5 protein-coding genes and 1 pseudogene are annotated in these 13,632 nt (G+C 59.8%); all 6 read right to left on the reverse strand.

The features are described from left to right. Positions 1–1,890: an RDD family protein gene (locus ABIB48_RS06870; RefSeq protein ID WP_354212519.1), complete on the reverse strand. Its 1,890-nt coding sequence runs from the start codon at positions 1,888–1,890 to the stop codon at positions 1–3. A 3-nt stretch (positions 1,891–1,893) separates the two neighbouring features. Beyond that, positions 1,894–1,977: pseudogene (locus tag ABIB48_RS18040) on the reverse strand (zinc-ribbon domain-containing protein); the annotation flags it as partial. Between the two features lie 16 nt (positions 1,978–1,993). Further along, entirely contained in the window at positions 1,994–4,561 is a 2,568-nt protein-coding gene (locus ABIB48_RS06875; protein ID WP_354212520.1) for a transglutaminaseTgpA domain-containing protein, read from the reverse strand. Further along, positions 4,558–5,889 (reverse strand): DUF58 domain-containing protein, encoded by a 1,332-nt coding sequence (locus ABIB48_RS06880; protein ID WP_354212521.1) that lies wholly within the window; start codon positions 5,887–5,889, stop codon positions 4,558–4,560. The genes ABIB48_RS06875 and ABIB48_RS06880 overlap by 4 nt, the downstream gene beginning before the upstream one ends. A 114-nt stretch (positions 5,890–6,003) precedes the next feature. Then, the gene (locus tag ABIB48_RS06885; RefSeq protein ID WP_110104491.1) at positions 6,004–6,975 is read right to left on the reverse strand and encodes an AAA family ATPase; all 972 of its coding nucleotides are present in this window, start codon (positions 6,973–6,975) and stop codon (positions 6,004–6,006) included. Positions 6,976–7,243: 268 nt separating this feature from the next. After that, complete coding sequence (locus ABIB48_RS06890; RefSeq protein ID WP_354212522.1) at positions 7,244–13,441, reverse strand: Ig-like domain-containing protein; 6,198 nt, start codon at positions 13,439–13,441, stop codon at positions 7,244–7,246. Positions 13,442–13,632 lie beyond the last annotated feature (191 nt).

Below are 13,632 nucleotides of genomic sequence, written 5' to 3' on the forward strand. Positions count from 1 at the left end.
TCATACCTGTTCCACCGCAAAGGATCTGTCACCAAAATGAACTCGTGAGCCGGGCACCGCGAGGGTGGGCGTGCCGCCTATCAGAGGGGTCTTGACACCGCCGGTGTTGGCAATGGCGCTGCCATTGGTGGAATTACGGTCAGTCACCCACAGCCCCTCAGCCGCGGCACGGACGTGAAGGTGTGTCTTGGATACTGATCGGGTGGAATCTTGGATTGGGATGAGACGGGAAATCATCTCACCATCGTAACCGGCAGGGTTACGGCCAAGCAGCGCTGTGGCGCCCAACTCTTCAGTGCGGCCATCATCGAAAACCAGGCGCACTGCGGTCCGGCTTCCTTGAGGCCGCGCCCGGGTCTCCCCCGCCTCGTCATCGAATGGTGTGCTGGCATAAGCATCCGCGGGCCCAGGCCTGGAAGCCGGTGCTGGTGCAAACGCTCCCGCGGAGGCGAAGCCCTGTGCCTGCATCCCCTGAGCCGGCTGCTGGGGCTGCTGGGGCCGTTGGGGCGGTTGCGGCTGTTGGAACTGTTGGGGCTGCTGGAACGGCTGCCCCGTTTGGGCATCGGGAGCGGTGGTGTCTTCAGCCAGCGGCCGGGTGATGCCTGGCACAGTAGTGATGGGGCCTTGCTCTATCGGCAGCTCGGGCGCCAGAGCGGAGGGCGGCGGGGCAAAGAGATGATTCGTCTGCTGGAACTGCTGAACCGGCTGCTGGTTCTGGAACTGTCCCGGGGCCTGAGCTTGGCTGGGCTGGTTCTGGAACTGGGCAGGGGCCTGAGCTTGGCTGGGCTGGTTCTGGAACTGGATGGCTGGTGGGGCGAAGGGATCCACGGCGGCACCCTTCTTCTTGCCACGCCCCAAGCGGCGTGCGGGCACTGCAGCGGCAGCGCCCGGAGCAGGCGCCTGCCCGGCCTGAGCCTGTCCCACCTGAGTCTGTCCGGCCTGAGCCTGTCCCATCTGAGCCTGTCCCATCTGAGTCTGTCCGGGCGGGAACTGTCCGGCGTGGGCTTGTCCGGCCGTTGGTGCAGCGGGGCGGACCAGCGGTGAGCGCACGGGGGAAAGAGTCGGAACTTCTGTGGGGGTGAATGTCTCCCGCTCGGCGATGCCGCCGGTTTCCAGGGGGTTCCGGCCCTTGGAAACGTTGAAAACTAGGGTGTGGGCAACCTTGTCGTGCCAACCCTGCTTCTTGTCGTTTTTATCCCACGCATTGGAAACCAGCATCACGATCGGTCCAATAGTGGGCACCACACCGCTCAGGCTAACCATGAGGGAACGGAGGAAAATTGCGAGTAATCCGGCCGGTGTCCCTTCCATGTTGGTGGTGCGCAGGCCCAGCATCAGGTTGCCGAGGGTTTTGCCAGCCCTGGCTTCCCACACCCACTGCCACACGGCATATGCCAGCGAGAGAACGGATGCCACACCCATCAGGACAGAGAGCCATGTGAAGTCCACCTGGGTGCCGCCCTGCACGGTGGTGGTGGTGATAAGTGCTGCTCCAACGCCCCCGGCCACACCAAAGAGGATTCCCGGTGGCACACCGTCAATGATCTTGGCGGCCAAACGGCGCCCCGCTGCCGCATTGGATAAAGCCGTTGCCGCTGCAGCCCGAGGGTCCTGCCCTACCTGCACGGGAGGAAGTAGCGGTCCGGAAGGAGTACTGCCAACAGTGATGATGCCCGGCAATGCTTGCCCCGGAACAGCGGAACCCGGAACACTGGGAGCACTGGCGGCCCCAAAGCCGGGAGCGCTGGGCGCACCGAAACCGGGCGCACCGAAACCGGGCGCACCGAAACCGGGAGCACCGAAACCGGGAGCCCCGAAGCCTGGGGCACTGGGTGCACTGCCACCCAACGGCGCAACTGACGGAGCCGTGGAAGCAGCCCGATTAGCCACGGTGGCCCCACAGACTAGGCAAAAAGCCGCGCCCGGCGAAAGAGCAGCCCCACAATTCCGGCAGGGATCCGCCATATTCTGCACCATTTTGTTAGTACCCTTCTTAGGACTTCTTCATCATCTGCGCCAGCTTGGCGCGGATACCCGCACGGCCTTGGTCATCGACACTCTCGCCGCCCCAAAGTCCGCGGTCCGCTTCCTTGCTCTGCGCCTTAGTCCGTGCCCTTTCTTGGGCGCGAAGTCTGGCATCGGCCAGCAATGATCGTGGTGAGAACTTTGCCCGTTGCCGCTTCCAGAATCCTACCGACCCAGTCATGCCTTGGGCCGAATGTTCCACGTGTTGCCAGTATGTGGCGACTTCTTCTTCGCTGGGCTGGCCCGGTCCAAAGATGACGGCGTCAGCCCGTTCTGCTAGCAGTGCAGTGGTGCCGGCCGCGGCAGGGAAGGCGCCGTACAGTGCTGCAGCGCTCTCGCGGCGGGTGCCGCTGGGCTCCGGTCCCGCACCTAGATCGGTGGCCAAGCTCAGCACTTCCGACCATCCGCCACCCACCCTGTCGGCGGGCAGTCCGGTGGTGAGGCGCTTCTTACGGCGCCGCGACTTCAGCACCACAATCAGGATCAGCGGCAGCGCAATGATGAGCAAAGGAATTGCAGCAACGCCTGCGATCAGCAAGATGGTGCCCCAAATACCGGCGAGCTGATCCTTTTTACCGTCAGTGTCGAGGGCATCGGGAGCGCTGTCCGGCGGAAGATCGGCCGGCTCCTGCGGCGGAGGCGGCGGCTGGAGCACCTGCGGCTTGGGCTTGGAGGCGTTCTGGGGCTCCGGCGGGTTCGGCACATTGTCCTTATCCGGCGTCGGATTAAACGGCACCCAGCCCTGCCCCGCAAAGTTGACCTCAACCCAGGCGTGGACATCGGCACCCTTGACCTTGATGGTGCTGGCCCCGTTGCCGGTGTCCTTCTCATCGAGATAGAAGCCCATGACAACACGGGCAGGAATACCTAGATGACGGGCCATAAGCACCATCACCGTGGCATATTGCTCGTCGTCGCCCACCATTTCCTTGCCGCTGAGCAGCTTGGTGATACGCGCAGCACTGTGGCCCGAGTTGGACTGGGCCTGTCCGTCCAGACCGTTGCTAAACTTTCCTTCACGCTGCAGCGCACTCTCCAGTGCCTGCACCTTTTTCAGCGGAGTGTCCGCCTCACCAACAATCTCATTGGCCTTGGTGCCAACAACCTGCGGCACGTTCTCCAGCTTGGGCAGGTTGACGCGGCCAAACTCGGAGCCGGCCAGCTTGTTGCCCTCCACCTGCGGGAATTGGACATCCATGGAATAGGAATCGCCATCCTTGACACCCGCCAGGTTCAGCGCGGTGCCGGATTCCTTATTCAGGTACAGCGTGGGCGTGGAGCCCTGGGCGCTCTGGTAGCTCAGGCTGCGGGCCACCGCCACATTGGGAATCCACACTCCCTGATACCCCTCAATGACCAGTCCGACGTCGCGCCCCTCACCATCAGTGCCCTGGTTCAGAGCCTTCGGGTCACCAATCGGGGAAAAGGATGCAGAGCTGTTGGGATCCACAGTAAAAACAACACCGTCGTAGTTGTCCATGGCGGCAATGCGTACACGGCCGTTTTTGGGCATGCCCTCAACCGTGAAAAGGACGGTGTCCTTTTCATTCTTTACATAGTCACGGAACTTGGTCAGCGGAGAAGGCAAGGCATGCAAGTCCGGCGGCGGGATCACGGTATCGCGCAGCACCTCACGGCTGGATGATTGAGTCAAAACAGGTGCCGCCGCCATGGTCAGCGCCCCGGCAACAAGGATCACTCCAGCGCCCATGCCTATCCGGCGCAGCAAGGAAGCCCGTGCGCCGGCAGCGTCCTGCACCTGCTGATTGGCTGAGATGGAACCCGCCATTTCACGGCGCACCAGTTCATGGCGGTAAGCCAGCCACGCAATGGCACCCACGGTCAGCAAAGAGCCCCGCAAAACAGGCAGGAAAACTTCTGCCGTACCAAAGAGAATCGCGGTGATAAACAAGGCCACCACCGGAACCAACGCCCAATAGGCGGTGCGCAGTCGCCAGGCCAGGCTGCCAGCCACAACAGCCGTCACGAAGGCGGACAGATAAGGCACCACCATGACCTCAACACTGGTTCCCACCGGCGGTGCAAGAGTCAGTAGCTGCTTCCAAGAGAGCATGATGCCCAGCAACAGACCGCGCAAGGAGTCCAGGCTGGGCAGGAAACCCAAGAAAGCCTCGTTCGGTGCGGCGAGGGCGCTACCGAAGAGCATATAGACCAAGAAGCCCACACCCACCAAGGGGATCAGGCCAAACCGCCAATGAGCTCCCATGGCTGCCACACCCAGACCCAGCACAATGGCGCCAATTCCAGCCACCAAGTACGCGGGGCTGTGGCCAAAAGTAGGGCCAAAGCCGAGAACGGCGACGCCGAGCAAGATCGCTAAAACCGCCCCGTCAAGGACAAAGTGCCACCACAGGCGCCCGCCCGCGAACGCTGACGGCTTCTGCGGGAGAGCCTGTTTCGGCGTTTCCACCCGTGGCTGGCGGCGGCCTGATGCGCGGGTGCCTGCCTGCCCTGCTGCTGGGGAATCTGATGAGTTGTTTTGCGGCTGTGCTGCCGCGCTCCTGCGGGCGCTCACGCGACGGCCTTTCTCAGAACTGCTGCCAGATCACTGAGCTCGCCCAAGGTCAGGACGGTCAGGTCGGCAATATTGGCACGGGCCGGTTGTGCCCCGGTAAAGCAACGGATGGCAAAAGCGCGCACACCCGGCGGTACGGAGGCGGCCGCGCTGCGTAATTGTCCCGGGGTCACTTTTGAGCCCACCACTAAGAACACCACGGAAGCATTCGGCACCACATCGGAGAGAGTGCGGGCCAAGTCAACGGAGTTGCCGCGGCGGTTGAACCCCTCCACCCGGGTCATGTCATCGAGCAGATTCCTACCCGTCTCACAACGAATAGGACCCTTCTGGGTAATGATGCTCAGCTCGCGGCTTTCCTTGATGGCTTGTCTGCCCAGCGAGGCCGCAGCCGAAATGGCCAACTCAAAATCGTCGTCGTGCTCATATTCATCGGTGTTGATGGAAAGGGCCACGGCCATGTGTGAGCGGCGGGTTTCCTCAAATTGGCGCACCATGAGCTTGCCGGTGCGGGCCGTGGTCTTCCAGTGGATATGCCGGCGGTCATCGCCAGGCACATAGTCACGGAGGGCGTGGAAGGCAATATCGGAGCTGGAAAGATCCCGGGTTGTCAGGCCCTCTAAGTCACGCAGGAATCCGGCGGCCGGGCCATCCAGGGCTGTGGTGCGGGGATGCACAAAAAGGTCCGTGGGCTCCGTCCAGAGCATTTGACGGCGCAGCAATTGCAAGGGATCTGCATTGACAGATCGTACCGGCCCTACGGTGATGACGGCTCGGCGGGTGGTGGGGATGGTGAAGAGATCCTCGTGGATCTCCTGGGGTTTCATGCGCGGCAGGTGAAACAGTGCCGTGGCCTGACCCACCGGCAGTTCCAGCGCGGCGGGCAGGGCACTACGGGATGACATGTTGGCCACGGCAATGCTGCCCACGGCGTTATCACCCACGGCAACCCGGGTGCGGGCCAGATCAAGCTTGACCGCGTACATGGACTTGCCCATCACAAAGGCAATGGCAATAAGCATCAACACCAGGCCCAGCAGGGCGGCCACTTTGGCTTCCTGCCAGCCGAACCGGGCTCCCAGGGTCCACAAGAAAACAGCCGTACCGAGGACAACCCAGCCCAGAGTGCTAATGGTGGCTAAGGCCGGGCTGATCCAGCGCTTAAACCAGGTCACAATCTTGGACCACACGGGAGCAGCATAAATGCTGGCCACCTTCCCCGCCTCACGGGTGAGTGAGGCGGGGTGCAAGCGGGTGGGGGATCCTTCGCGGTGGAAAGGCCGGGAGAGAAACGCCCCCACCTTCCCTGCGCTGGATTTAATGCTCATGTTTTACCTTCGGCTGGTGGTGCTGTGATGTGCTGTGCTTCCGTGCTTATGGTGCTGGTGTGCTTATGGTGCTGCCGTGCTTATGGTGCTGGTGTGCTTAGGGTGCTGGTGTTTTTAGACGGAAGCGCGCTGCTGCGGAGGCGCGACCTCAGCCATGATGCGGCTCAAGACTGCTTCGGGAGTGGCACCGGCAAATTCCGCTTCAGGATCCATGACAAAGCGGTGCGTCCACACGTACGGCGCCAATTCCTTGACATCATCGGGCAGTACATAGTTGCGGCCCTTCGCAGCCGCCCACACCTTGGCAAGGCGAACCATGGCGATGGCGCCACGGACAGAAACACCCAGGCGGGTTTCCGGAGCGTTGCGGGTTTCTTCACACAAGCGCGAGATGTATTCCAACACGGCCGCATCCGCATGAGTGGTTGAGGCCAGGTCCGCCATCTCCGAAACTGCCTGCGGTGTGATGATGGCCTGCAGGGAGGAGGTCCTGTCACGCTGACTGGAACCGGCCAGCAGTTGGACCGTTGAGGCATGGTCCGGGTAGCCGATGGAGGTCTTGACTAGGAAGCGGTCCAGCTGAGCTTCGGGGAGGCGGTAGGTACCGGCCTGCTCAATGGGGTTTTGAGTGGCAAGCACCATGAAGGGCCGGCCCACCTCGTGCGTGTTGCCGTCCATGGTCACACGGGACTCTTCCATGACCTCCAGCAGAGCTGACTGCGTTTTCGGGGAGGCCCGGTTAATCTCATCGGCCAGCACAATCGTGGCGAAGATGGGGCCCTTGTGGAATTCGAATTCCTGAATCTTCTGATCATAGATCATGACGCCAGTCACATCGGAAGGCAGCAGATCAGGGGTGAACTGGATGCGGCTGTTGCTGCCCTTGACCGTCGCTGACAGGGCCCTGGCGAGCATGGTCTTGCCGGTGCCCGGAGCGTCCTCAAACAGAACATGACCCTCGGCGAGCATAGCGGCCAGGGTCAGGCTGATGACCTGAGACTTACCCAGAATCGCCTGACCAACATTAGCCACCAACTTCTCAAATGTTCCTGCAAACCATGTGGCCTGTTCGGGCGTCATGGACATATGTCATCCTCTTTCGATTATGTAGATTCGTGCATCGTTTGCAGCAAAACCTGCATTAGTTTATCCACTAGTTGGCGTTACTCGCTATTAGCGGGACTTATTCAACACTTTCACTGTGTTATTCACTTGAGCAACGGCGGCCCCGGCATGAGCCGGGGCCGCCGTTGACATACGCGCCGTGCTTGAATTATGCAGCAGTTGACCCAAACACAATAGGCGCCGCTGGGCTACTAGTTACTGGGTTAGAAGTTTCTGGGCGAGAAGCCCATCACCACTGCCCGGGACCTTGCGGACACTTCGGCATGTTGGGGCTGGGCTTCCAGGAACGGGAACCACTGAAAGAATCCCAACGAGCAAACAAGCCGTTGTTGGCTCCATTGGGTCCGCTAACCTGGCGGAACCAGTTACCTTGGTTCCCAGAACTGCTATCTCGGTAGACGTAGCAGTTGCTGAGGATGGTCTGACCCGGATTCAACCAGTGCCCACCGGAGCAGCCGCTGCCGGTCCAGTTGGTACTGCCCAGAGCATCCATGCACGTTCGGTTGCCGATGCTGTGGGTAATGTTCCATTCTGTCACGGGCGGCGGTGGCGGTTTCTTGGGTCCGCTGGTCAGTGTCTTGGACACAACAGGACCGTAGGTGCCCACCGAGTTTTTGGAGCGAACAGAGATGGTCACAGGAGTGCTGAACCCACCAGTGTTGTACGTGGCACTCCCATTGCCGGATTTGGCAGCCCAACCACCGGAGCCCACTTTCACCTCAATCGAGGCCGCGTCCACGGCCCCGCCGGGATAGGCCCACGAGTAGCTCACAGATTGCTGATCCTCTGCCCCATTACTACCACCCACTCCAGGAGTTCCAGGAGTCCCGTACGGTGCCTTTTTCGCGGACGGACCGGAAGTATCACTGCGGTCACCAGCATTGGATGTTGGCTGCGCATAGACGTTGGCGAAGACGTTGGTGCCATTCGGGGAATTCAGGACCACCCCGGACGGCACACCGCAGCTGGTAGTGCCGGGAGTGAGAGTGAGACAGTATTGCACCTCACCACTGGCGTAACCGTTGAGCTGACTCTGGGGAATTGCGCCATAGGTGACCTTGACCTGCCCACCGGATCCGCCAGTGCCCACCAAGGTTAGCCCCGGCGCTGCGGGGATCCCCGTGATCTTACCCAGGGCACGTTGTGGCGCGGACATTCCACTCCACGCGGTGGTGCCGGCCTTGTTCGTTGCCCGCACCCGGTACTGGTAGCCCTCTGTTGACGTGCTCACGGAGAAGGTGGTACTCAGGCCTGTCACCGTTTGCGTGGAAGTCCCCTGCCCACCGCCGGAACGTTCCACCTCGTATTTGGAGATGGGGTCACCGTTAATAAACGGCTGCTCCCAGGAAACACTCACCTGGCTGTTGGATCCCACGGCCTTATTGGTTGTCACGGCGGGCACGGCAGGAACACCGGGCACACCAGCCGGGATCACGGAGGTGGAATAAGCACTCCATTCTGAGGGATTGGGGGCCTTGTTAATCGCTTGGACGCGGAATTGGTATTCCGTACCATTCTCGAGATTGTTCCACGTGGTCTGGTTTCCTGTGAGGCCTGGCTTTTGGCCGTTTTGCCCCGAGGGTGCCGGGGAAATCTCCACGTTGAACTTGGTCACTGCGGAATAGGGACCCACCGGGGTCACCCAGCTAACCACCACGGACTTATCACCGAACACTGTGGTTGGTGCCAGCGGGGTGTCGGGGATACGGTCCGGTGTGGCGCCTACGGAGGCCTTGGATGCCGGTGAGGTGCCCACGGCGTTCGTGGCCGTCACCGTGAAGTTGTATGTTTTGGTGTTGGTCAGATCCGTGATGGTGCACGTGTTTGTGGCACACTCCTGGCTACCGCCAGCCCACGCCACCGTGTAACTGGTGATGGGTGAGCCGTTATCTGCTGGCGGATCCCACGTGAGCAGGACGGCTTGATCCTTCTCCTCTTCCACTTGGGGTTTGGCAGGTGAATCCGGCCGGCCCTTGACTGTGATGCGAATCCGGCCGTTGGCGTACCGGTCCTCATTGTTGGTCTTGTCAGCAATGATGTAACGCACCACCACTGTGCCCTTGTAGTCTTCGGCGGTGTTGACGGAGACGGAGTCATTCTTATTAGTGACGGTGATGCCAGCGCTACCGGTCTCCACTGATGTTCCCACTACCTTCAGGGGCGTATCTGGGAAAGGGTTGACGTCATTTTCAAGAACCTTGATGGTTTCCACCCGGCCAGCATGAGCGTCCAGAACAATGTCCTCGTTGGCCACAGCCAAGGGTTCCGAGGAGGAGATGGCTTTGAGTAGCACTTCCGCAGGAACAGGAGGATTAGTGCCATCCTCAACCTGGACCGTGATGGTACCCGTGGCGCCCACTTTGGTGCTGTCTTGGAGTGAAACACTCAGGACGCTACCGGCCAGGTTCACCTTGAAGCCGGCGGGAGTGCCGCCCACCACCGCGAACTTGAACTTCTCTTTATCACCCGGATCAATGTCAAAGGCCAGTGGCCCAACATCGAGGGTCACGGACTCTTGCTGCGGAACATCCAAAAGGGAGCCGGTGAAGGTGGGAGGGGTATTCTTCTTCTCTTCCTTTTTGTCATCCTTCTTTTTGTCATCACTGGGCTTTGCCACCGGTGCAGGATCCACCAGAGTCATCACTGTCAGTGTTGATTTCAGGCCTTCGGGATCATCGGGAGCGGAGCCATCAGTGACCTCAAAGGTGATGGAACCCGGACCGTAGAACTTGATATTGGAGGCGTATTTAATCGCTGTACCGTCACCTGCAATAACATCCTCATTGGAAGCGCCCAGAAGGTAAATCTTGGACGCCTCGGTCAGGCGGGGCGTGCGCCCCTCCCGCACCTGGACGTAGTCAGAGAGTTTCATGGTGGCACTTTCGCCAGCTGTCATGCGGATGACGTCATGACTCTTGAGTACGGGGTACTGCTTATCCAGGCCCGGCACCCAAATAACGGCTGTGGCTTTCAAACCGTCCTGATCAGTGATGGTGTAAGGAATCATTTGATCGGCGGCAGCCAAAACAACTCGCACAGCACCGTCCGAGGTGACAGTGGCATCGGGTGCGGGGGCCCCTGGAGCGCCTTCCACGGAAACTTTCAGCTCTTCGGTCACACCGTCCGGGTCAGCATCATTTTCCAACACGGGAACATCTACCGTATTTTTGCCCAGCATTTGCTTCACTGTGACCCTGTCATCACGGGCGATGGGGGCCTTCAATGCTGCTTTGGGGGTGACCGTCATGCGGATATTACCGGTGGCTTTGGCCCCAAACTTGTCAGAAACCGTGTACATCATGGTGGCGATACCGGGTTCCAAGGGTGAAGTTACCAACACCTTGCCCTTATCGGTGACCGAAGGCAGCATCTCCTCGGGGCCCTTGAAGCCATTCTTGACCAGACCCAGCTGGCCACCGTCGGGGTCGGAATCGTTCAGAAGAACATCCAGGGATACTTTCCGGCCCGGACGCATCGTAATGTAATCATCCTCGGTGACGGGCGGGTGGTTCAGTGCAAGTGGCGGGGCCACACCCACATCCACGCGGGCAATGGCTTCGGCGCCGAGCCGGTCCCGAACCCGGTAGCTGAAGGTATCAGTGCCGGCAGAGTTTCCGCCCGCTGTGTAAAAAATGTAGCCGTTGCCGGTTTCCGCCGTGCCTAGTGAGGGCGCCTTGTCAATGCCCACCAGCTCTACTGAGTCACCCTCGGGGTCAATGCCGTTCAGGGTCACAGGGATACGGATCTGGTCCCCTGCAATCACGCGGCCAGTGAGGTTCTTCGGAGCAGGCGGTAGATTGTGTTCGGGATCTGCAGCCACAATGGTGACGGTCACTTGCGCCGAGTTTGACTGACCCGAGCTATTGCTCACCTTGTATACGCCGCTGAGCTTTCCTGGCGTCATCCCGGCAATGAAACGTAGCTGGTTTTGGTCCGAGAACAACTTACCCATGTCAGCGTTGCCGGCTTCTGTCACCAGCGGTTCCTTGAGTACTTCACCGTTGGGATCGGTGTCATTGAGAAGGACGGGAATACTCACCACATCCCCTACACGCACCGTGGCAGTGTCAGCTTCTGCGCGGGGCGCCAGTAACTTATCTGCTGCGGGAATCCGGATGATCGCAACCTCTCCCACGGAGCTGCCGGTGCCGTTGGAGATGGTGTACTTAATGCTCATAGCGCCAGTGAGTCCGCGGACATCGCTGAGCTTGATGACATTGCGTTCAATGATGGTTGCGGAAACAGGTGAGCCGGCCGGGACATCCACGGACTGGATCACCAGGACTCCTCCCGCCGGGTCCTCGTCATTGCCCAGCACATCCACCAAAACTGATCCTCCGGCTGGCAGCATGGCCAGATCCTTCACAGCCACGGGTAAGCCCTTGGTGTTTTCGGGAACAACATCAACACGTATCAGGCCGGTGGCGCTCATGGGTCCGTTGGTTACCTGATATTCCAGGTACACCTCTCCAGGTGAGCTGGCCGTAAAGGTGACCGTGCCGTTGTCCGCGATTTTGGAGATACTGGCGTTGGGTACCTTGGACACGCTGGCCAGACGCAGTTTCCCTCCCGAAGGGTCCTGATCGTTGCGTAATGGGGCCAGCGCGATGGGCTGGTTGACCACAGCTCGGAAGAAGTCCGCATTGGCTACCGGGGGAACCGTACCGCCAGGTTTGACGTTGACCTTGATTTTCTTCTCGGTGCTGTCCTGGCCATCGGAAACCGTGATGGTCATGGTCTTCAGCCCGGCGTTCTCGCCATCATCCTTGTAGCTAAGTTGCCCATCCGGGGTGGTCTTAATGACCGCGGACTCATCATCCGAGACTGCTCCAGTCAAGAAGATGTCATCCCCATCAGGGTCAATCCAGTCTGCCAGCACGTTTTGCTTCATGGTCTGGCCTTGTTCTACCACCATGGTGGAGTCACGCATGGCCTTGGGCGGGGAGTTTTCACTCTCAGGCACCACGCGCACGTTCACGGAGGCCTGAGCAGTTCCCTTCCGGCCATCATTGGCGGTGTACATGAAGGTCCCTGCGCCAGCTGCGCCTTCGGGAACCTTGATCTGCAATCCGGTACCACCGTAAATGGACTGGACGCCGCCTACCTCGGGGTCAGTGGCAGGAGGCTCGGCGGTGAGCACGTCACCATCAGGATCGGAGTCGTTAAAGAGAACAGGCAAAATAGTGGTCTTGCCCGCGCGTACCCCAAAGGAGTCAGGGGCAGCTTCCGGAGGACGGTTCGGCTTTGTCCTATCCGGCAACGTGTTCACCACGTTGGGATCAGCAGATTCCTTCTCAGCGTTGTCCGCCTTCTTCAAATCAGTTTTTAGATCATCCCAGTTATTCACCAGAAGCATGTTCTGGTTGACCAGCCACACATTGCCGGTATTGACATCGTTGAGAACCACCACGTCACGGTTCTTCCGGAACACAAACTCAGACTTTGCCGAAGCCTTGGGAATATCAATCAACTCTCCGGCACCGTCACAAGAGAGCGCATACTTGTTAGCTCCGGACCAGGCAGCATGAACACAACCGTTCTGCACTACGGGAGCAACAGCCTTAGCCGTGGTCCCCAGTTCCAGCACCTTCGCCGCAGAACCGTCCAAGGGCTGTGTGAACAATGCCGTGGCCGTTTCCACTGCCACGAAATTCCCGTCAGCAGTGGGCTGAGCCAGCAAGGCACCCTGTGCATCGGGGATCTTCACACTCTTGCCGCCAGGTAAAAAGACAGTCCCGGACTCAGCGGAAAAAGCAACCGGCTTCCCCCCGGCAACAGTGAGCTGAACGTCAGACTTACCGGCGAGCCCCTCAACTTTCACCCGCTCCTGGGAGGCAACCTTCCCGGCGTCGGTCAAGGTGGTGGTAATCAGCTCGCCAGCCCCACCATCCACCGTGAAAATGGTGTCATCGGGCGCCGTCACCGAAACAGCACTACCCAACTTGCTCACAATGGGCGCCGTGGTCTTTTCACTAAAACCAGGCACCTCCCCATTACTGAGGGCCCACACCTTGCCCGCACCAGAATCCGTCAACGAGACAATATTGGTACCTTGGGAAACTTGTTTACCACCACCCAAATCAGTCTCGGAAGCCATCGCCATCATGGGCACGCTGACAGGATTCAACAAAGTGCCACCGTCGCCACTCATGAACACATTCCCGGCATCCTGCACCACATCAAAAGTGGTGGAGGTAGCGGCAAAACCACCATCGAGGACCTTCGATTGGTCATTGAGGTGGCCTACCAAGCCCTCAGCACGGTTAGTAACCCACACGCTGCCATCGTTAAGATCAACATCAGCCGTGGTAAATCCGGGGTACACAATGGCTCCCGTCACCAGGGACGCAACCACTACAAGTGTTCCGGAGATCCCCAAGATCTCTTTTTTTCGCAGTGAACGTCCTGTGAGTGACTGCAATGCCATGTGCCAGACTCCAATAAATAGCTACTGTGGGTACTGCTGTGTGCCGCGTCCTTGCCGGATTCCAGCGCACGGGGCACAAGAACAACATTATATGCCGAATGGACTAACTCCTGGCCCATCCGCCGTAACTGTACCAATGCCAGCATCCAACACCGCACCAGCAAGGGCAATGGGGAGCTCTCCCCCTCACA

This window comes from Arthrobacter sp. UYCu511, assembly GCF_040547105.1.
Lineage (GTDB): Bacteria > Actinomycetota > Actinomycetes > Actinomycetales > Micrococcaceae > Specibacter > Specibacter psychrochitiniphilus.

Coding starts and splice junctions, on each gene's coding strand:
- ABIB48_RS06880 (WP_354212521.1), bottom strand. CDS start 5,889: ATGAGCATTAAATCCAGCGCAGGGAAGGTGGGGGCGTTTCTCTCCCGG.
- ABIB48_RS06885 (WP_110104491.1), bottom strand. CDS start 6,975: ATGTCCATGACGCCCGAACAGGCCACATGGTTTGCAGGAACATTTGAG.
- ABIB48_RS06890 (WP_354212522.1), bottom strand. CDS start 13,441: ATGGCATTGCAGTCACTCACAGGACGTTCACTGCGAAAAAAAGAGATC.